At 47.0% G+C, this 21,672-nt stretch carries 12 protein-coding genes; 5 read left to right on the top strand and 7 right to left on the bottom strand.

Features of this window, described 5'->3' with window-relative positions:
* Nucleotides 1–15 precede the first annotated feature (15 nt).
* From RID09_RS21830 to RID09_RS21820, 3 genes are read right to left on the bottom strand one after another with little or no spacing between them, the layout of a single operon-like run.
* A complete protein-coding gene (locus tag RID09_RS21830) occupies nt 16–5,694 on the bottom strand; it encodes a PAS domain S-box protein (RefSeq protein ID WP_446338018.1) in 5,679 nt (1,892 codons plus the stop codon).
* Entirely contained in the window at nt 5,661–5,924 is a 264-nt protein-coding gene (locus tag RID09_RS21825; RefSeq protein ID WP_446338017.1) for a hypothetical protein, read from the bottom strand. The genes RID09_RS21830 and RID09_RS21825 overlap by 34 nt, the downstream gene beginning before the upstream one ends.
* A 41-nt stretch (nt 5,925–5,965) precedes the next feature.
* On the bottom strand, nt 5,966–7,018 hold the full coding sequence (locus RID09_RS21820) for a YihY/virulence factor BrkB family protein (RefSeq protein WP_446338016.1): 1,053 nt from the start codon (nt 7,016–7,018) through the stop codon (nt 5,966–5,968).
* Between the two features lie 322 nt (nt 7,019–7,340).
* Here RID09_RS21820 and RID09_RS21815 point away from each other — a divergent pair, with 322 nt between their 5' ends.
* From RID09_RS21815 to bchD, 3 genes are all read left to right on the top strand, one after another.
* Entirely contained in the window at nt 7,341–8,555 is a 1,215-nt protein-coding gene (locus tag RID09_RS21815; RefSeq protein WP_446338015.1) for a sensor histidine kinase, read from the top strand.
* 189 nt (nt 8,556–8,744) lie between these two features.
* Nucleotides 8,745–10,016 carry a glycosyltransferase gene (locus RID09_RS21810; protein ID WP_446338014.1) on the top strand — a complete coding sequence of 424 codons (1,272 nt, stop codon included), beginning with the start codon at nt 8,745–8,747 and terminating at the stop codon, nt 10,014–10,016.
* 121 nt (nt 10,017–10,137) lie between these two features.
* Complete coding sequence (gene bchD / locus RID09_RS21805; RefSeq protein WP_446338013.1) at nt 10,138–12,165, top strand: magnesium chelatase ATPase subunit D; 2,028 nt, start codon at nt 10,138–10,140, stop codon at nt 12,163–12,165.
* 112 nt (nt 12,166–12,277) lie between these two features.
* Here the strand turns inward: bchD and RID09_RS21800 are convergent, their stop codons facing one another.
* The 4 genes from RID09_RS21800 to RID09_RS21785 form a co-directional block, all read right to left on the bottom strand.
* A complete protein-coding gene (locus tag RID09_RS21800; RefSeq protein ID WP_446338012.1) occupies nt 12,278–12,892 on the bottom strand; it encodes a Uma2 family endonuclease in 615 nt (204 codons plus the stop codon).
* Between the two features lie 427 nt (nt 12,893–13,319).
* A complete protein-coding gene (locus RID09_RS21795) occupies nt 13,320–14,366 on the bottom strand; it encodes a DUF4231 domain-containing protein (RefSeq protein WP_446338011.1) in 1,047 nt (348 codons plus the stop codon).
* 8 nt (nt 14,367–14,374) lie between these two features.
* On the bottom strand, nt 14,375–15,610 hold the full coding sequence (locus RID09_RS21790) for an RNA-guided endonuclease InsQ/TnpB family protein (RefSeq protein WP_446338010.1): 1,236 nt from the start codon (nt 15,608–15,610) through the stop codon (nt 14,375–14,377).
* Between the two features lie 159 nt (nt 15,611–15,769).
* The gene (locus RID09_RS21785) at nt 15,770–16,252 is read right to left on the bottom strand and encodes an alpha/beta hydrolase (RefSeq protein ID WP_446338009.1); all 483 of its coding nucleotides are present in this window, start codon (nt 16,250–16,252) and stop codon (nt 15,770–15,772) included.
* A 550-nt stretch (nt 16,253–16,802) separates the two neighbouring features.
* On the opposite strand from RID09_RS21785, the gene nifJ reads away from it, so the two are divergent.
* Both nifJ and RID09_RS21775 read left to right on the top strand, forming a co-directional pair.
* Entirely contained in the window at nt 16,803–20,417 is a 3,615-nt protein-coding gene (gene nifJ / locus RID09_RS21780) for a pyruvate:ferredoxin (flavodoxin) oxidoreductase (RefSeq protein WP_446338008.1), read from the top strand.
* Between the two features lie 82 nt (nt 20,418–20,499).
* Nucleotides 20,500–21,516 carry a dihydroorotate dehydrogenase-like protein gene (locus tag RID09_RS21775; RefSeq protein ID WP_446338007.1) on the top strand — a complete coding sequence of 339 codons (1,017 nt, stop codon included), beginning with the start codon at nt 20,500–20,502 and terminating at the stop codon, nt 21,514–21,516.
* Nucleotides 21,517–21,672 lie beyond the last annotated feature (156 nt).

The raw sequence follows: 21,672 nt of genomic DNA, 5'->3' as shown, positions 1-21,672 counted from the left end.
TCCCTTTCCATTAACTCATAATTTATCAGTTATAGTTGACCAAGGTTCGGTTAAATCGAGTAATCGTTCAAACTGAAAATTCTTAGCCAAGTGAGCAAGAGTATGGGCTAGATTATTATCCTGAGCCTGGATTTGATCAATTAAGCTTAACATCTGCTCAAAATCTCCCTCAAGGGTAGCTTGGTGCAACGATGCTAACCAATCAATAGGCAGGATAGCCAAATCATCAGATGTTAAGACAACTGTCTCCGTTTGCCCTGTAATTTGCTCCGGTTCGTCACAAATAAAATTGACTTTCAGATGTTGGCGTATGGCTGCAAATAAATCAGATTCGTGAAACGGTTTGGCAATGAAAGCCGTGCAACCCACCTCTAACGCTTTTAACCGTTCTTCTTCTATTACACTAGCACTTAGAGCAATGATTATTGGGGAACAGACGCGCCATGGCACGTCTCTACACTGTCGGATTTGTTGGGTAACAGCGTAGCCATCCATTCCCGGCATCCGCAAATCCATTAAAATTAAATGAGGTTGCCAATGATGCCAAATCTCAATCGCCTCTTTACCGTTACTAGCCTCTTGGAGTTCAAAGCCCAAGGGATGAAGCAATTGCATCAATAGTTGACGGTTTTCCACTTGATCATCCACAATCAAAATCCGATAGTGGGGTTGATTGGGTGCAAGGGCAATGACGCGACAGGGAGTCGTTTGGGGTGTGCTGGGAGTGACATCGATTACCTGGGCTTGAATATCAAATGTAAAGGTTGTACCCAGTCTAACTTGACTTTCCACCGTGATTTCTCCGCCCATGAGTTGAATAAACTTGCGCGTAATCGGCAGCCCTAAACCTGTTCCGTTCTGGGATTGCACTCCACTTTGGCTTTGCACAAAGGCTTCAAAGATACTCTCTAATTCATCAGCATCAATACCACATCCGGTATCTTTGATTTCAAAATGAAGGGTTATTTTTCTGGCTAAACTGTTCTCATATATTTCTACCTCTCTTCGGTCATTTGTCCTTTGTGAGGCAACATTTACAACCACACTTCCTGCTGAAGTAAATTTAATCGCATTACTCAGGAGATTAATTAAGACTTGGCGTAACTTAATTTCATCGGTTTGGATGGTGTGGGGAACATCAGCCGCACAGTTAAAACCCAATTGTAAGCCGTTTTCATCTGCCTTGAGTCGAAACATATCTTCAACTTCACGCAACAGATGATGCAAGTTAAATGTAGTTTCATTCAGGGTAATGCGTCCCGCCTCAATTTTAGATAAATCTAAAACCTGGTTAATTAGTGTCAGTAAATGTTCTCCACTATTGTGAATAATCCGTAGATTGTCTTGGTACTGGCGAGGAAGAGTGACACTATTACTCATCAGTTGAGCAAACCCCAAAATAGCGTTGAGGGGACTTCGCAATTCATGACTCATATTTGCCAGGAATGTGCTTTTTGCCCGGTTAGCGGCATCGGCGGCTTCTTTTGCCTCTTGTAGGGCGATTTCAGCTAATTTGCGTTCGGTGATATCAGTATTCGTGCCAACCATACGGATACCCTTTCCTTGGGCATCTCGGATGGCTTGTCCCCGCACAATAATCCAACGAATTGAGCCATCTTTGTGCAGCATTCGATGTTCAACTCGGTACTCTGGAGAAACTCCCGCTAAATGTGATTGGGCGGCGGCGAGGACAACCGACTGATCATCAGGATGAATATAGGTTGTCCAATGGTTCAAATCATTGGCAATTTCTGCCTCGGTGTAACCGAGAATTGCCTTAATTGTGGGGTCGATATAAAATTCATTAGTCTGTAGATTCCATTCCCAAACTCCTACCTTTGCCGCACGAGTCGCTAACTCATAGCGCTGTTCACTCTCTTGTAATGCGGCTTCTATCTGTTGGCGTTCGGTGATGTCTGTGGCGGTACCCAAAAGCTGGGTAACCATACCGTCAGCGGTTCTAGCAAAGGGGGTTTCTCGACCCAAAAGCGTGTGCCATTCTCCATTAGCATCTCTGACTCGGTACTCGATTTCAAAGATTTCTCCATCGGCTGCGTTTTGAACTTGTTGGAAATAGGCGGGTAATCGGGCTAAATCCTCTGGATGGATGAGGGTGGGTAGAAGGTTTTCACCCATGGCGTAAATTTGTTCTGCAGTATACCCTAAAAACGCTGCCATTTCCCGGTTGGCGTAGATATTGCGTTGTTCAGTTAAATCAAAAATATATAAAAGATTGGGAGAGGCTTCAGCAATACGTTGAACAAAATGCTGACTTTCTCGTAGTGCAGCTTCGGCTTGCTTGCGTTCAGTAATGTCGCGAACAATACAAATTCTTTCTCCTCCGGGTAATAACGTGACCGAGACTTCATGGGGAAATGTGCTACCGTCACGGCGTAAACCTTGGGCTTCGGTGCGACAATATCCCTGCTGAGGCAATAATGATAGAGAATCTTCTAGTAGTCGTTGATATTCGCTAGCCTCGTACAGCGCCTGCCAATTTTGACCGAGGAGTTGGGTAGCGTTATCATAGCCAAAGATTTCGGCGTGCGCCTGGTTAAGAGAGACATACTCCCCCTGCTGATTCAAAATCCCAATCCCATCGGTAGCGGCTGTCATCGCGGCGGCTTGCAGCTGCAAGGTTTTCTCAACCTGTTTGCGATCGCTAATATTAAAGCTAGTACCAATCAGTCGATAGATTCGCCAGTTGCTGTCTCGCAGAGGGGTTAAATTAGTAATCCACCAGGTTTTTTGTCCCTGAATCTGCCGACATTCTTCATAGGTAATCTGTTCTCCCGCCTCAACACAGGCATGATACCGTTCAGACACCGCCTGTGCCACTTCTGGAATGAAGGCTTCTTGGGGAGTCTTACCGCTTATTTGTGAGGAGAGAAGACCTGACATCCGTTCATGGGCTGGGTTAATGCTAACATAGCGAAATTCACCCAATTCTTGAACATCAACGATAAAGACAGCCGCTTCAATTCCGTCGTAGATACTGCGTAAAAACGCTTCCCGTTCTCTCAGGGATTTCTCTGCTTGTTTGCGTTCTGTGATATCCTGCACGACAACCATACCCGCAATAATTTCTCCAGTATCATTTTGCACTGCCCGAGTTTGCACCAGATGAATGCAATTGTGATAAGGTATTTCCAGAGTTTGTTCTATCCCTGCCAAAGCGTTGCGATATAGGGGTTCAACCAAGGCAGATTCTGAGTCGGATAAAGCCTCCCAAATGGTTTTTCCTTCTAATACATTTCGGCTATATCCTGATCCTGAGGAACCTAACCCTTGACCATCGGCGACTAAATAACGCAAATTATGATCAAACAAGAAAATTGCCCCATTGGGGAAATGTCTTGCCATGGTACGGTAGAGTTGCTCACTGTTGCGTAATGCAACTTCTGCTTGTTTGCGTTCGGTGATATCAATTGCCGTACCAATCACCTGTTTAACGGTGCCATCTGGAGTTCTAGCAAATACAGTCTCCCGCCCCCATAGAGTATGCCATTTCCCTTGGGCATCCTGCATCCGGTACTCTAACTCGAAAATTTCCCCATCCGCCGCATTCGCTAACTTTTGCCATTTTTCTGAGACGATAGTGAAGTCATCGGGGTGCAGTAGGCTGGAGATAAAATTCTCTCCCATGGCTTGAATTTGTGCGGGTGTATAACCCAGAATGGTGGCAATTTCTTGATTGCTGTAGATATTGCGATTTTCGATGAGGTCATAAATATATAAGCAATAGGGTGAAGCCGCCGCAATCTGTTCGATAAAATGTTTACTTTGGCGCAGTTGTTCCTCCGCTTGTTTTTGAGTGCTAATATCAGTACTCACACCCACATAGCCGATGTGATTTCCTTGGTGATCTCGAATTAGGGTATTGGTGGCATAAACCGGGAAGGTGCTACCGTCTTGGCATTTAACCGTGAATTCTCCCTCCCAATAACCATTTTCTTGAACACCCGCTAAAATTTCCTGCGCCAGGGCTTGATCTTGGGGAAGTACGGTAACATCAAGAATGGATTGACCGAGTATGGTTTCTGGGTTGAGTTGATATAAACCCTGGGCAAATTGATTGGTGTAGATAATGGTTCCGGCTAAATCTGTGGCAATGACAGCGTTACTAACTTGATCCAGTAGAGAGGCTTGAAAGGCAATTTGTGCCTCAGCTTGCTTGCGTTGACTAATGTCTCGGATAATAAATAGGGCTTCATTGTCCCTAGTTACCACAACCCGCACTTCTTCGTAGTGCAGCTTACCATTGCTCCAATGATGCTGTTCATAAATTTGGGTTTCTTCCCTTAGCAACGCCTGATGTAGATGGTACAGACAGGTTTGGGCTACGTCTGATGGCAGACAGTCGTGGATGCTGCTGCCAATGCGATCGCAGGTTGGGTAAATTAAGTCTAGTCTATCCCCAGGAGCGATATAATCGGTGATCATCCCATCAGCGTTGAGCCGAAACATTAAATCAGGAATCGCATCGATAATCGCTTGATTTCTGGCTTCACTTTGGCGTAAGGCGATGTCTGCTCGTTGGCGATCAATGGCTGTTGCTAGGATATAGGCAATTCCTTGGAGAAAGTGAACATCATCCTGACTAAATTGGCGGGGTTGTGAGGTATATACGCCCAAAACTCCAAAGGGTTGAGCGCGATCGGGGATAATCACACTAATACCGCTAATTATCCCCTGATCCTGCAACAGGCGTGAACCCCCAAAACGAGTCTCTGTGCGTAAATCTTCAACAATAACGGGTTCATTGTGGGGTAGAATATAGCCTTCTGTGCTAATTGTGACGTGACTAACTAATTCCCCTTGCCAGCCTACCGCAGCTTTTAGGAATAATGTCTCCCCATCGGGTAAAAGTTGTAACACTTTGGCATAGTTTACCTCCAAGGTTTGAGCCAGCAGAGTTACGGCTTGATCCATTAGCTGAGAGACATCGGTTTCCACTAATGCAGTTTGTCCAAATTGAGCAATTGCGGCTTGTTGGCGGGCGCGGATTTTCAGGGTTGCTTCGGCTTGTTTGCGATCGCGACTATCCGGAGCAATCGTCTGTGCCGCAACTTGTTGTTCTAAACTCTGATTATAATCGGCTAAAACCCGCTCAGCCTGCTGACGTTGAGAGATATCAGCAAACGCCGCGATCGCATGAGTCAGATTTCCCTGACGATCATAGATTGGGGCGCCCCAGGCTTCTAGGGGAATGGTGCGATCGCGGCGACAGATTTCCATATCATCAACTCGTACCCGTTTCCCTTGTAAGGCTTGCCATAAGGGATGGCGATTCGGGGGATAAAATTGATCAGTTCCCGCCTGATAAACCCGATAGGTTTCCATTAATTGATCCGCCGCCATTGACTCAACCATTCCTTGACCGAAAACTTGCTCACCAGTTTGATTCACATAGTAAAGTTTCCCATCAGCTTCTGACACAAAAATACCCATAGGTACAGCATCGAGAAGCTGTTTGAGGCAATGTTCACTCTCTTGGAGTTTGGTAATTAATACGGCTTGGTTTAATCCCTGATTCATTTGATCCAGTTGTGCTGTTTTTTGAGTCAATTCTTGGTCTTGATGATACTGTCGCAGGGCTTCTTTCACGGCTAGGTGTAAGTCAATGCTTTGCCACGGTTTACAGATATAACGATATAAGTCTACCGAGTTAATCCCATAACTACTCCCGCCCAATCAGCTTGTCTGGTGAGCATAATTTTCAGGGTAGCGGGAGAACGTTGATAGATGCACGTCAGCAGTTCATCTCCTCTCATTCCTGGCATAAGGTAGTCAGCCATAACGACGGCTACGTCACCACCCTCCTCTAGACTATCAGCAAAAACCGTTAATGCTTCTGCCCCACTTTCCGCCACTTCAATGGAGGCATTTTCCCCGAAAGCCGCTTCGAGTAAGGATTTTGCCATTTATTATTGACATTCAGGTTTAAATGCCGAACCGCTTAATCCTACTTTTCTTTTTTATTTAAGCCCATTTTTCTGGCTACATCATTGTAGGCTTTCAACGCTTTAGCCCCCGGATTACCTGACTTTTTTCTGGAGGAAGATTTTGGCGACTGACCTGGATTTTCTGCGGCTTTTTCTAAGGTTTCTGTCCGAGGAATTCCTTGTTTTGCCCGCGCTTCTTCAGTGAGTTGAATTGCATGTTTATCGGGAACGATTTCTGCCCCAAATTTTCTCGCATAAACTTGAGTAAATTCTGCCCCCAGAAAAAGAATTTGGGCTGAATAATAAACCCAAGCCAGAAAAACCACTAACGAACCCGCTGCACCATAGGTTGAGGCAAAACCACCCCGCCCTAAATACATGCCAATTAAAGAGTTACCAATTGTGAAAAGTATGGCGGTGATAATCGCCCCAATCCAGACATCACTCCAGCTAATTTTAACATCCGGAAGAAACTTGTACATCATCGCAAATAGCAGCGTGATTACGCTCAGAGAAAGCCCCCAGTTTAAAAGTGACCAAAGAAATTCCATTCCCAAGAGTAAATCACTGGCATAATTAATCACCGCAGATAACACGGCACTGATAATCAAGGAAACTAAGAGTAAAAAGCCAACCCCCAGCACAATAGAAAAGGACAATAACCGTTTCTGTAAAAAGCCTTTAACTGGACGTCCCGGTTTAGGTTGTACTCCCCAAACCGTATTCAAGGCATCTTGCAGTTGGGCGAAGACTCCCGAAGCACCAAAAAGCAGAACAATAATACTGATAATGGAGGCAATATTGCTAATATTGGGTTGATTAGCATTTTCAATTGCCGTTTCAATCACCTTAGCTCCCTCCGTACCAACCAACCCTTGAATTTGCTGGACAATTTCCCCCCGCGCCGCTTCGGGACCAAAAATAGAACCTGCGATCGCGATCGCGATAATTAATAGCGGTGCTAAGGAAAACACTGTGTAATAGGCTAAGGCGGCGGCTAAACGTGACGCTTTATCCTCTTGCCATTCTTGAATCGTTTCCTGAAATAGTTCTCTAATAATCTTAAAATTCATCACCATGACTCCATCACTGATTGGCGTCAGCACATCAACTGGCTAAACCGTACAATTCTTATAAAATCTTCAGGCTTCCACCTACAACCCCCTAAAGACAGAAGTTAGACCTATACTGGATTTATAATGGGTTCACCTTAATTGATTTTGACTGGGCGGCAAACCTCAACTATGGATTTTAGTCAAGAGTTGTTAAATAAGCTTGACACAATCGTCAAGCATTGGATTGAAGCGGTTCGTTCTGATGCAGAGATGGAGAGCGCAAAACAATGTGGGTGTAACCCCCGTAAAAGGAAACAGTAAAGGTTAATTGCCTAAAAGTATGAATTTTTCTCAGGAATTACTGAATAAACTGGACTCAATCGTCAATAATTGGGTGGAAGCTGTTCGCCAAGATGGGGAACTCGAAAGTGCCCATGAACTCACCTATAAGGCGGTGCTGGATGGTTTACCCTCAGTACTGCGAGCGATTGCCAAAGTCCTTTGTGACTGTGAAAACGGTGCACTTCAAACAATTGAAGAGAAAGGTTTAGAACATGGTGTGATTAGAGCCAAACAAGGCTACGATCCAACCGAAGTAGCACGAGAGTATCGGATTCTGCGCCAGATTATCTTTTCTCATTTAGAACCGGATCTACTGCGGGGATCGAGCGCTGAAGTTTTGCAAGCCACCCGTATCATTGATATGGCACTGGATGAAGTGATTGGTCGCTGTTTCAACAGTTATACAGAAGAACGATTGCAGGAGTTAGAAAAGCTGCAAAGTCAAGTGAACCTCACCAATCACGAATTGACGCGCTTGGTTGAAACCCATCGAGAGAATTTAGCCCATTTAGCCCATGATCTGAAAAATCCGCTACAGGCGATTCTGATATCTTCGGATCTATTTGTACGCCAACATAAAACCCAAGACACGGTTGTCAGTCTCGATCACATTGAGCGCGTACTTAGAAATGGACAACAGATTTTGCATCTAATCAACGATTCTCTAGAAGTCTCTCGTCATGAAGCAGGACAGGTAACATTGCACGCAGAGGTGCTTGATGTCTGCGCTTTGATCAACAACGTGGTAGACACGTTAACGCCCTCAGCCAGTGAGAAAGACCTCAAGATAACGGTAGATTACGAACTCGCTCCCAAGCAAGTTACCTCTGACCCCTTGCGACTTGAACAGATTATCACGAATTTGGTCAGTAATGCCATTCGTTACACCGAAACGGGAAGCATTACCATCAGCTGCCAGGTTGAGTGTAATCATCAAAATGATAAATTTGCGATCGCAGTGGCGGATACCGGGATTGGGATTGCCCCAGAAGACCAAGCTCAAATTTTTGAACCCTACTTTCGCGGTGGTTCCCGGACTAATCGCTTACCCGATAGTACCGGATTGGGATTAGCGATCGTCTCGCGGTTAGTTAAACTGTTGCAAGGAGAAATTCAGCTTGATTCTGAGGTGGGAGTAGGTTCTACGTTCAAAATAATTTTACCCTTAGCAGTTAAAACTCCTGCTAGAACATCAGTTAGTAGCGTGGGGTAGTTGAATTGATAGTCCTGGAGTTGTTAAATCGTCATTGGGTAAAACCCAAAGTAAACGGCTTGCCTGAGCCCCTTTTATTTCACAACTGATTTAGACACACTCAATCCTGTTGCTTTTGAGGCTTAAATTGGTATTTAATAGAGGTTTATTCAGTTTAAGAATATACAATAAACTCGAAAAATAAAATATATGACGCATTTTGGTATCATCTGCCCCGCTGCAGCCAGCCATCTCAACCTGATGTTTAACCTGGGAAACGAACTGAAACAGCGCGGTCATCACCTCACCCTCTGTGGTTCCATCGAGGTTCAATCTCAGACAGTAGCCAGGGGTTTGGAATATAGAGCGATTGGTCAGTCCGAGTTTCCCGCCGGAGCAATGGCTCAATATTTGTCTGGGTTAGGGCAAAGGAGTGGACTCAGCGCCATGAGATATGTTAGTCATCTAATGTCACAATGGGTAGATGTATTACTACGAGACGCCCCAGAAGCCTGTAAGGACGTTGGTGTAGAAGTCCTTCTGGTCGATAATACCTCCTTTGAAGGTGGAACAGTCGCTGAGTATCTTGACATTCCCTTTGTTACCTTGTGTAGTGGTTTAGTGACCCATCAACATCCAAGTATTCCGCCGTGGAATACACCTTGGCGCTATAGCCCGACGTGGTGGGGACATTGGCGTAACCAAGCAGGGTATAGGGTACTCAATTACATCGATAAACCCATTTGGGATGTCGTGGAAAACTATCGCCAAGCGTGGAAATTGCCCCCCTTCGCAACCCGCAATGATGCCTACTCTAAACTGGTTCAAATCAGTCATCAACCCGCTGAGTTTGAGTTTCCGCGAACAGATTTACCCGACTATTTCCATTTCACAGGACCGTTCCATAACCCCGCTAATCGGAAACCCCTTTCGTTTCCTTATGAAAAATTAACGGGACAACCGTTGATTTATGCCTCTATGGGGACGATACAAAATAAGCGAATTGAAGTGTTTCAAACCATTGCCTCTGCCTGTGAAGGATTGGATGTACAATTAGTGGTATCTTTGGCAGGTTCTATGCCGCCCGAATCACTACCCCAATTACCTGGGAATCCGATTGTGGTTAGTTTTGCTCCTCAGTTAGAACTTCTGAAAAAAGCCACCCTCACCATTACCCATGCCGGATTACATACAACATTAGAATCGTTGAGTTATGGAGTCCCCCTGGTAGCAATTCCGGTAACCAATGACCAGCCTGCCGTAGCTGCACGTATTGCTTGGACAGGGACTGGGGAAGTGATACCCCTGAAGAAATTGAGGGTTTCTCGATTGCGAAATGCAATAAAAAAAGTGCTAACGCAAGAGTCTTATAAACAGAATGCTTTAAATCTACAGGCGCTCATGCGTCAATCCGGTGGCGTCAAACGAGCCGCCGATATTATCGAAGAGGCAGTATTGACGAAAAAACCTGTAAGTAGGTAGACACAATACAAGGTAATGGTGGAGATCGTCATTGTTTGTCATTCGTCAGATTTTTCCGTTAACCGTCCAAACGACTCCAGGACGCGGTATGCTGAAAAACTGATAGTGTCATGGTTGCCTTATGCCTGTGCTGAACTCTCCCACAGCAATAACCAATTTTCCCCTAACGGCTGTCGTGGGTCAAGAAGCGATTAAATTAGCGCTCCTGTTGGCGGCGGTTGACCCCGGATTAGGAGGAGTTGCGATCGCGGGACGACGGGGAACGGCGAAATCCGTGATGGCACGCGCTCTCCACGCCCTCCTTCCCCCCATTGAAGTGGTCAAGGGTTCTCTGTCTAATTGCCATCCCGATTATCCTCAAGAATGGGATGATCAGCTTTTAGCCCAAGGGATTGAACCCGCCACTGTTGAGACAGAAATTATCCCCGCACCCTTTGTGCAAATTCCCCTGGGAACCACCGAAGATCGCCTCTTAGGTTCGGTGGATGTGGAGAAATCGATGCAACAAGGCGAACCTGTTTTTCAACCTGGACTTTTAGCCCAAGCACATCGGGGTATTTTATATATTGATGAAATCAACCTCCTCGATGACCAAATCGCCAACCAACTCTTAAGCGTTCTCACCGAAGGGCGCAACCAAATCGAACGGGAGGGAATTAGTTTTCAGCATCCCTGCAAACCCCTATTAATCGCCACCTACAACCCAGACGAAGGACCCCTGCGGGAGCATTTACTCGATAGAATTGCGATTACCCTATCCGCCGATGGAGTGCTGGCACTGGATCAGCGGGTGCAAGCCGTCGAAGGCGCGATCGCGTACACCACCTCACCCCAAGCCTTTATTGAGCAGTATAACGAAGACATAGATAACCTGAAAACCGATATTATTCTGGCACGGGAATGGCTCAAAGAGGTACAAATTACTCATGACCAAATTGCTTATCTCGTAGAAGAAGCCCTGCGGGGTGGCGTCCAAGGACATCGGGCGGAACTGTTTGCCGTGCGTGTTGCCAAAGCCTCAGCCGCCCTAGATGGGCGTCAGACGGTTAGTGCTGACGATTTGAAACGCGCCGTGGAATTGGTGATTGTCCCCCGTTCTACCATCGTCCAGACCCCACCAGAAGAACCCCCACCGCCACCTCCACCCCCACCGCCTCAGAATGAGTCTTCCCAAGACCAAGACGAACCGGAGGATAAGGAAGAAGAAGAGGATCAACAGGAACCGGAACAAGAACAAGAACCTCCCAGCGTCCCCGAAGAATTCATCTTTGATACCGAGGGAGTCGTTCTCGATCCCAGCGTCCTCTACTTCGCTCAAATGGCGCAGCGGCAAGGAAAATCGGGAACCCGCAGTATTATTTTTTCTGATGATCGTGGGCGATATGTCAAGCCCATGTTACCCAAAGGTGCGGTTAAACGCATCGCCGTTGATGCCACATTACGGGCGGCTGCACCCTATCAGAAAGGACGCCGGGAACGCCAGCCGAACCGTAAGGTTATCGTAGAGTCGGGAGATTTGCGCTCTAAACGCCTAGCCCGTAAAGCCGGGGCGTTGGTGGTATTTGTGGTTGATGCTTCGGGTTCAATGGCACTCAACCGAATGCAGTCGGCTAAGGGTGCAGTGATGCAACTTCTGACTGAAGCCTATCAAAACCGCGACCAAGTTTCCCTAATTCCCTTTCGCGGCGAACAAGCGGAGGTGTTGTTACCCCCCACCCGTTCCATTGCTTTGGCGCGGGGGCGGTTAGATCGGTTACCTTGTGGTGGCGGTTCCCCGTTGGCACATGGGTTAACCCAGGCGGTGCGTGTGGGGGTGAATGCCAAAATGTCGGGAGATATCGGTCAGGTGGTGATTGTGGCAATTACCGATGGACGAGGGAATATTTCCTTAGCCCGTTCCTTGGGGGAACCGATAGCCGAGGGCGAAAAGCCGGATATTAAGGGGGAACTGTTGGATATTGCGGCTCGAATTCGGGCAATGGGAATTCAGTTATTGGTGATTGATACGGAAAATAAGTTTGTGTCTACGGGGTTTGCTAAGGAATTGGCGAAGCAGGCGGGTGGGAAATATTACCATTTACCCAAAGCCACAGATAAAGCTATTGCGGCGATGACGAGGAGTGCGATCGCAGATATGAAATCCGGGTGATTGTGCAATGTAGGGTGGGCATTGCCCACCTTACATATAGAAATCCCTAAACCCACCCCGACTTGGGCGACTCTTTCCGCATCACTGGAGAAGAGTGAGAAGTGCGATCGCGCTAACCCCAAACCCGACACAAATTCAACACAAAACCCGGTAAGACTTCCTCACCGGATAACTCAGCCGGATTTGACAATATTTCTACGTTTAAACCGACTCGATAAACTTCTACTGTTCTATTTTGTGGATCGATTAACCAACCCAGTTTAGCCCCATTTTCCATATACTCCTGCATTTTCTCTTGCAGCGACTTCAGAGTATCCGACTGCGATCGTAACTCCACCACAAAATCCGGGCAAATATTGGCAAACGTTCCCTTTTGTTCATCAGTCAGTGCATCCCAACTTTCTTGACTAATCCAACAAGCATCCGGGGCACGAGTAGCACCATTGGGTAAAATGAAAGCAGTTGAGGAATCAAACGCTTCGCCCGGTTCATCTGCATTTCGCCACCATATATACAACTCTCCAGAAATACTCCAATTCCGTTTGCCAGTTCGCCAACCTGTGGGTGGATTCACAATTAATTCTCCTTTTGCCGTTCTCTCCAGGTGTAATTCTCTATTGCACTCGGCTAGGGCTGTAAACTGTTCTGGAGTGACATATAGCTTCATGGTTTTTGGTAACTCAAGTAACAGAGTTTCGGTTTCCGGTTTTCCTGGTGTCTGTACCATTTTGACCTTTCCTGTCATAGAGATTAGCGATCTAGGCAGTTAAAAACCTGATTTATGATTGAAAACGCAATCATTTATATTATCTATTTGTGTTGGTGCGTTACGCGGGGAACACAATTCATTGGATTTTCCCCCTAAATTATTGCCCCGCTAACGCACGATGGCGGACTGACACAGCTAAAATTGTGGAATAGATTTGACTTTTAAACCGGGCGCACGCCATGCGCCCCTACAATGCTAATCCACCAATTAAGGTGTGCCACGCTACTACTTGCTACTTGGGCGACTCTTTCCGCATCACCGGAACCAAGAATTCAGCAATCGTGCGATCGCACCAATTAATACAGCGATTGCTCAGGGCTGTTTCCCTCTCGCATCCTGTAGGGGCTCTTTCATTGCCGTGCCCTTACCCCAAGACTTACCTGGTTCATTGTGCCGATGCCGATTTCTCGGTTTCTTGCCCCTGTGGCTTTTGCAGACTTTCCGAGGCTTCTTGAATCTGCTTCAGATGAATCGTATTCACCTGATTAATAAAATTTTCAATTGCCTGTTTCAGCTTTTTCTGACGTTGGACTTGATCGTCTAAATCATAGCAACGATAAGCTTGGGTGACTCCCAATATAAATTTTTCCCGTTCGGCTTCTAACAATTCAACGGCTGTATTGGCAGAAATCCAATTTTCTTGAAAAGGAAACGAGGTCACCACACTGGCAACAATAGAAGCGATCGCTGGAAATATAACAGGTAACCACTTAAACCAAGCGACGCCAATATCTAACTTATCAACCAAAACCAGAATGGGTGTAATCCCAGAAAAGACAATCGTTGCCATTTGGAATGTATAGTATATATTTCTCGAAGTTTGGCGGCTTTGTTTATAGTCCTCAATAAGTTCTTGGCAGTACTGCAACGCATTCTCTCGGGCTACTGTTATAGGATTGCTACCCGGTTGTAGCTGTTCATCAACAAGATATTGATAAATTTCCGCTCGTTTTGCAACATCAAGCTGAATTTGACGAATCGCCTCTTTCGCTAACTGCTTATCGATCAAAACCAGGAATACAAAAATTGAAACTAAGACAGCCATCCAAATAACTATAATGGCTTTATCTTGAACAACAAAGCTAATGATACTTGTACAAATCAAAGCTGCCAGGAATAGGTATTGTCCAATCTTGATCCAGGGAATTGGTAACCGGGATAAGGGTGAACCATTTTCGCCTGCCTGAGACAGGTCAGATGGATTAGTATTGTCGAGAGTTGTCATAATTTTGGAGTTGAATCTCGTACATAGTTTGAAGTAGTGGAAAAAATGACCGCCTTCTAAACATTCCCACAAGCGATCGCCTTCTTTAAACCAATATAGCCATCCTTCCAGCGCCTGGGAATCGACAACGTTATCGTCTAGGCTCCCACAGATCATTAAGGGTACGGAAACACCACCCGGAGGAATGCATACTCGCTTATTTGACACTCCCCCGGTTAAAACGCGGGGGATTCTTTCTTCACAGGGAGGCAGAGTTTAACGTCTTCCAGGACGTGACCTTTACCCTCAGAAAGCTTAACCACCGTGTGTCCCACGGCTTCGAGTCCTCTAATCTCGACGACTTGAGCGGCGGCAACATCCCGATTAGCCGTATACCCGCAATGCTTACACTTGTGTACCCGCTCTCGAAGCTTTTTCTTGCCTGTTTCCTTTAGGCACTTGGGGCAGGTTTGGCTGGTTCCCGCTGCGGGTACTTTTTGGAAGTATTTGTCACGCTTAAAACAGCATTGGGAAAGGATATCTAGGAACTGACCCCACCCCGCATCTAGGCAATGTTTGGCTAAGAAGCCTCTAGATGGTGCTTTGAGGTTGAGTTGTTCAGCAAATATCATGTCAGCCCAGTCACAAAGGTTATGGGCTAACTCCCAATGGTAGTTTTTCCGAGTGTTGGCAATTCGCTCGTGTAGTCGTGCCACTTCGAGAAGTGCCTTGGCGCGATTGTTTGACCCAAACCGCTTATTAGCTACCTTTTTTTGCAGCAATTTAAGCTTGCTTTCTAGTTGCTTAAACGGTTTTGGATTGGGGAACAATCGCCCATTAGATACGGCGGCAAAATGGCTAATACCAACATCTAGCCCTATTGACGTACCCGATGGATTGATCTGGGGTACATCTACTTTCCATTGCCAGGTGAGTTGTACATACCAGCCGGACGCCCGTCTCACAAGCCGCGCCTGTTTGATCGTTGCATCATCGGGAATTGGACGGGATTGATTGAACTTGACTAACCCAATCTTAGGTAGCTTGATATAGTTCCCTTGAATTGGTTCTATCCCCATTGACGGAAATACGAATGACCGCATCCGACCCGCTTTCTTGTACCGTGGAAAGCCTTGCCCATTCTTCCACATCCCCTCAAACGCTAACTGTAGCCGTTTTAGGGTTTGTTGTAGCACTTGTGAGTGTACCATCTTTAGCTCAGGGATATTCTTTTTTGCTTGGGTCAGTGCTACTGCTTGAGAATTGTAATTAGGCGCTTTTCTGTCTGCTGGTATGATGTATTCACTTTTGATTGAGCAAGCGTTCACTGGACATTTACGAGAGTTAACCCAATCTTTGCGCTCAGTTAAAGCGTAGTTGTATACTCTACGGCATTGCTCTAGCCATTCCTCAAAAATGGCTATTTGGGCGCTAGTTGGTTTTAGTTTGAACTCGTAAATTAAGGTAAACATTTGCTAGGGCGTCTGCAATGTTTTCTAACACTCATTATACTACACTATTGATTGAGTGTTGTCAGGATAAATTAGACTCGCAACTAAAGTTGCTCTGCTGAACGCAACGCTTAAGTTTCATCCCCTGGTTAAAACGCCGTCGTTTTCACCATCGCTATCCTATAAAGAGTGTGGCAAAGGAGAACTCTCTAAGTCTCGCTCTAATATACTGACTAAACCGTTAACTGCATACCGCTCCGGATTGCCAAATAGACGATAAGCCATTTGCCGGAGAATCATCTGACGCGAACACTGCATCTGCCCTAGTTGTACATAATAGTGCGCTTGCCAGTCAATCGCCGGATACACACCGACACCTAGTAGGGTTAGCGAGCGCACTCGTTGAGGATAGTGACGAGTATAGAGCCATCCTAGCAATCCAGCTGTACTGTGACCAATTAGATGAACAGGTTGCTCGACGCCTTGAATGTACTCATGAAGCCGCCACAACGGTTGCTCCAGGGAACTCGGTTCATCCTGACATTGCCGATACTCCCATTGCTTCACTGACACCTGCTCGGATACGTAAACAATCAGTCGCTGATCGAAACGTTGCAGGCTCGGACTAACCTTTAACCACACAACATCCGTAGTATTTGGCATAAACATCACCTATCTCCTTTTTTTCCCCCCATCTCCCTCAATGGCTGAGAAGCTGAGAAATATTTACGAAATGAAATATTTCTTAATGATTTTGGGCGAATACTTAATAAAGTTAAAATCTCCCAGCTTGTAAAAACTAATACAGCTTATTCTGTTATTCTTTGGATTATTTTAAGGGAGGGAGTCACCCAAATTTTAAAGAAATTAAAAAAAAGTTAGACTCCCCTCAATTGCTAAATTTTTGTTAGATAATAGAAGAGTATCCGGAAGCAGACGGGAAGGTTAAAAAACCGTTAACACATCCCGGAGACGACCGTCAGCCATGGAGTGTGGGGGTTGAATGCCGACTTCTATACCTCAGAAAAAAACAACATTGACGTTGTGAAAAGAAGAACTCAATTGGATAACTTATGCCAATTCGATTTCCAAGAAAATTGCCGTTTTGTAGTGGAACAGACGAAATTAATAGGGAATTTGCAATAGACAAGGAATTAAGTTGAAGTTTAGCGCTCCAAAAAAGATTACCTAGAAACCATAAAGGTTTGTAACTATGACTAAACGAACGATTGCAACTCTAGACGGAAACGAAGCGGTGGCTCGCGTTGCCTACCCACTCAATGAAGTGATCGCCATTTATCCGATCACCCCCGCTTCACCCATGGGAGAATGGGCAGATGCTTGGTCGTCAGAAGGTCGCAAGAACATCTGGGGTACCGTTCCCTCAATCATTGAAATGCAGAGTGAAGCAGGGGCGGCAGGTACAGTCCATGGCGCGTTGCAGGCAGGGTCATTGACCAGCACATTCACAGCCTCTCAGGGCTTGCTATTAATGCTGCCCAACCTCTACAAGATAGCTGGGGAAATGACCTCAGCCGTGATTCATGTCGCCGCGCGATCGCTAGCCGCCCAAGCCCTGTCCATTTTTGGGGATCACCAAGACGTGATGGCGTGCCGTGCCACAGGCTTTGGTCTTCTGGCATCAGGCTCAGTCCAAGAGGCACATGATCTGGCCTTAATTACCCACGCCGCCACCCTAGAATCCCGCATTCCCTTTATCCATTTCTTTGACGGCTTCCGCACCTCCCACGAAGTTCAGAAAATTGAACTGCTAGCGGACGATGATCTGCGGGAAATGATCAATGATGAACGGGTAATGGAACACCGGGCGCGGGGTCTAACCCCCGATCGCCCCGTCCTGCGAGGCACCGCCCAAAACCCAGATGTCTATTTCCAAGCACGGGAAACCGTTAATTCCTACTACGATGCCTGCCCGGAAATTGTCCAGAAAACCATGGACAAATTTGCCGAACTCACCGGACGCCAATATGAACTGTTCCAATATTACGGTGCCCCCGATGCGGAACGAGTGATTATCCTCATGGGTTCTGGCGCAGAAACCGTCCATGACACCGTAGATTACCTGAACAAACAGGGAGAAAAAGTAGGACTGATCAAAGTGCGGCTGTATCGTCCCTTTGATATGAAGCGCTTAGTCGCCGCACTACCGACTACGACTAAGAATATTGCCGTCCTAGACCGCACCAAAGAACCGGGCGCTGGTGGCGAACCCCTGTATCTAGATGTCGTTACAGCCCTTCAGGAAGCCTGGGAAGCTGAGAGTCCGAAACCCAGGGTTGTGGGTGGACGCTATGGCTTATCCTCCAAAGAATTTAGCCCAGCGATGGTGAAGGCTATCTTGGAGAACTTAGCCGCTGACCAACCGAAGAACCACTTTACCATTGGCATTAACGATGACGTAACCCACACCAGCCTCTCCTATGATCCCAGCTTCTCCACTGAACCCGAAAGCGTGGTGCGCTGTGTGTTCTATGGCTTAGGGTCAGACGGTACCGTGGGCGCCAATAAGAACTCGATCAAGATTATTGGTGAAGAAACCGACAACTACGCCCAAGGCTACTTCGTTTACGACTCCAAGAAATCCGGCGCCGTCACCGTTTCTCACCTACGCTTTGGTCCAGAACCGATTCGTTCAACCTACCAGATTAGCCAAGCCAACTTCGTCGCCTGTCACCAATGGCTATTCCTGGAAAAACTCAACGTCCTGAGTATCGCCGCCCCAGGTGCTACCTTCCTGCTGAATAGTCCCTTTAGTGCGGATGAAGTCTGGGGTCTACTGCCCCGCCCGGTGCAAGAGGAAATTGTCAACAAGAAGTTGAAGTTCTATGTCATTGACGCCAATGAGGTGTCGGTTAACAGTGGCATGGGACGGCGGATTAACACCGTGATGCAAGTCTGCTTCTTTGAACTGGCGAACATCTTACCCAAAGAAGAAGCGATCGCCAAAATTAAGCAGTACATTGAAAAGACTTACGGCAAGAAGGGTGCAGAAGTTGTCCGCATGAATATTGAGGCAGTGGACAACACCTTGGCGCATCTGTATGAAGTGCAAGTGCCAGACACCTTTGACAGTACAGTGGACATGCGTCCCCCAGTTCCCGACACCGCCCCAGCCTTTGTCCGGGATGTGTTAGGTCAGATGATGGCGCGGGGTGGGGATAATCTGCCAGTGAGTGCCTTGCCCGTAGATGGTACATTCCCCACTGGCACAACGAAATGGGAAAAACGGAATATAACCCTAGAAGTTCCCGTGTGGGACCCCGATGTCTGCGTCCAGTGTGGTAAGTGTGTCATGGTTTGCCCCCATGCGGTAATCCGAGGCAAATCTTATGATCCGCAGGTGTTAGAAAACGCCCCCGCTTCCCTTAAGTCCACGGATACACGGGATAAAGAGTATGCGGGACAGAAATTCACCATTCAGGTGGCGGTCGAAGACTGCACGGGTTGCGGAATTTGTGTGGATGTTTGTCCGGCGAAGAACAAGTCTCAGCCCAAGCTGAAGGCGATTAACATGGAATCCCAGTTACCCCTGCGGGAACAGGAACAGGCAAATTGGGACTTCTTCTTAGATATTCCCAATCCCGATCGCCGTTCTTTAAATTTAGACCGCATCCGCCAGCAGCAATGGCAAGAACCCCTATTTGAGTTCTCCGGTGCTTGTGCGGGGTGTGGGGAAACTCCCTATCTGAAACTAGCGACCCAGTTATTTGGCGATCGCATGTTGGTGGCAAATGCCACAGGCTGTTCCTCGATTTACGGTGGAAACCTACCCACCACACCTTGGTCACAAAACGCTGAAGGGCGCGGACCTGCTTGGTCGAATAGCTTATTTGAAGATAACGCCGAATTTGGTATCGGCTTCCGCGTTTCCGTTGACAAACACACCCAATTTGCCGCTGAGTTAGTGCAACGTTTAGCGGGTGAGATTGGCGATAACTTAGTTAGTGGCATTCTCAACGCGGAACAGAAATCTGAAGCCGATATTTGGGAACAACGGGAACGGGTGGCTCAACTCAAGCAGAAACTGCAACAGATGAACTCTCCTGAAGCCAAGCAGTTGTTGAGTTTAGCCGATTACCTGGTCAAGAAGAGTGTCTGGATTATTGGCGGTGACGGCTGGGCGTATGATATTGGTTACGGTGGTTTAGACCATGTGATTGCTAGTGGTCGCAATGTGAATATCCTGGTTTTGGATACTGAGGTTTATTCCAATACCGGGGGTCAGGCGTCCAAAGCTACCCCACGGGGGGCGGTGGCGAAATTTGCCGCAGGTGGTAAACCGTCAGCTAAGAAAGACCTAGGCTTAATTGCCATGACCTACGGGAATGTCTATGTTGCTAGTGTGGCAATGGGGGCGCGGGATGAACATACTCTCAAGGCGTTCCTGGAAGCTGAGGCGTATGATGGTCCATCCCTAATCTTGGCGTATTCCCACTGTATTGCTCATGGGATTAATATGACCACGGCGATGTCTCATCAAAAGGCGTTGGTCGAGTCTGGGCGCTGGTTGCTGTATCGGTTTAATCCGGATTTAGTTAAAGACGGCAAGAATCCCCTGCAACTGGATATGCGGAGTCCGAAATTCCCCGTGGAAAAATCCATGTATGAAGAAAACCGCTTCAAGATGCTGACCAAGAGTAAGCCAGAAGATGCCAAACGTCTCCTGGAAGAAGCGCAGCAGGATGTGCAGATCCGGTGGCAGATGTACCAATATCTGGCAGCCCGTCAGTTGGACACCCACAACGGTGATGGAAATGGTCAGACAACCCAAACTGGTGAGGAGGTTAAGGAACCAGCGAGTACCTAAATAACATTGTAGAGACGTAGCATGCTACGTCTCTACACCCCTCCACAGGATTACCCATAAATAATGTAAGAGGTTTAAACGGATGGATCTGACAACAACATACCTAGGGTTAGAATTGCGATCACCCCTCGTCGTTGGTGCGGCGGCGCCCCTGACAGAAGATATTGACAACATCAAGCGTATGGAGGATGCAGGGGCGGCGGCGGTGGTGCTGCATTCCTTATTTGAAGAACAACTGCGCCAAGAAAAGTTGGAGTTACACCATCATTTGGAGTATGGTACAGAAAGTTTTGCCGAAGCCCTGACCTATTTCCCCGAAGCGGAGGTGTTTCATGTGGGGTCAGAGCAATATTTAGAGCATATCCGTAAGGCAAAAGAGACGGTGAATATGCCGATCATCGCCAGTCTCAATGGTTCCACGGTGGGCGGCTGGACGCGCTACGCTAAGGAAATTGAGCAGGCGGGGGCGAATGCGCTGGAGTTGAATATCTACAGCATCCCCACGGATATGGATCAGACGGGGGCACAAGTGGAGCAGAATTATCTTGATATTCTGCAAGCGGTGAAATCTGAGGTGAATATTCCAGTTGCGATTAAACTCAGTCCTTTCTTCAGCAATATGGCAAATATGGCGAAGCGGTTGACTGAGGCGGGTGCGGATGGTTTAGTCTTTTTCAATCGATTTTACCAGCCGGATATTGATATTGAGGAGTTGGAAGTTTCACCCAATATATTGCTGAGTACACCGCAAGCGATGCGCTTACCCATGCGCTGGATTGCGATTTTGTATGGTCGCTTATCTGTAGACTTTGCCGCTACGAGTGGGGTACATAAAGGGCAGGATGTAATCAAAATGATGATGGCAGGGGCGAAAGTGACGGAAATCGTTAGTGTGCTGCTGCGTCATGGGATTGGCAATCTGCAAGAGATTGAGCAAGAGGTACGCCATTGGATGGAAGAGCATGAATATGAGTCCATCAAGCAGATGCAGGGTAGCATGAGTCAGATTAACTGTCCTGATGAAAGTGCCTTTGAACGGGCGCAGTACATGAAAGCGATTCAGACGTACAAGCCTCAATTGGTGGGGTTTGCCCCGTAGGATAAATGGCAATTCATTAATTAGATCCCCGACTTCTTGAAGAAGTTGGGGATTATCGTGGTTGGTTGTAGGGGCGAGTCGCTGAGCAAAGGTGGCGGTGTCACAATTAACTTATCTCGACTCGCCCCGGTCTAAATGCGGTGTCATATAATTTCC

This window comes from Coleofasciculus sp. G1-WW12-02 (genome assembly GCF_040219735.1).
Lineage (GTDB): Bacteria > Cyanobacteriota > Cyanobacteriia > Cyanobacteriales > Coleofasciculaceae > Coleofasciculus.
The sequence above is the reverse complement of the archived record's forward strand: the minus strand, read 5'-3'. Positions and strand labels throughout refer to the sequence as shown.

Bases quoted from the DNA above. Each gene is read 5' to 3' on its own strand.
- RID09_RS21775 (WP_446338007.1), top strand. From the start codon at position 20,500: ATGGATCTGACAACAACATACCTAGGGTTAGAATTGCGATCACCCCTC.
- RID09_RS21790 (WP_446338010.1), bottom strand. From the start codon at position 15,610: ATGTTTACCTTAATTTACGAGTTCAAACTAAAACCAACTAGCGCCCAA.
- RID09_RS21800 (WP_446338012.1), bottom strand. From the start codon at position 12,892: ATGGTACAGACACCAGGAAAACCGGAAACCGAAACTCTGTTACTTGAG.
- bchD (WP_446338013.1), top strand. From the start codon at position 10,138: ATGCCTGTGCTGAACTCTCCCACAGCAATAACCAATTTTCCCCTAACG.
- nifJ (WP_446338008.1), top strand. From the start codon at position 16,803: ATGACTAAACGAACGATTGCAACTCTAGACGGAAACGAAGCGGTGGCT.
- RID09_RS21785 (WP_446338009.1), bottom strand. From the start codon at position 16,252: ATGCCAAATACTACGGATGTTGTGTGGTTAAAGGTTAGTCCGAGCCTG.
- RID09_RS21815 (WP_446338015.1), top strand. From the start codon at position 7,341: ATGAATTTTTCTCAGGAATTACTGAATAAACTGGACTCAATCGTCAAT.
- RID09_RS21810 (WP_446338014.1), top strand. From the start codon at position 8,745: ATGACGCATTTTGGTATCATCTGCCCCGCTGCAGCCAGCCATCTCAAC.
- RID09_RS21820 (WP_446338016.1), bottom strand. From the start codon at position 7,018: ATGAATTTTAAGATTATTAGAGAACTATTTCAGGAAACGATTCAAGAA.
- RID09_RS21825 (WP_446338017.1), bottom strand. From the start codon at position 5,924: ATGGCAAAATCCTTACTCGAAGCGGCTTTCGGGGAAAATGCCTCCATT.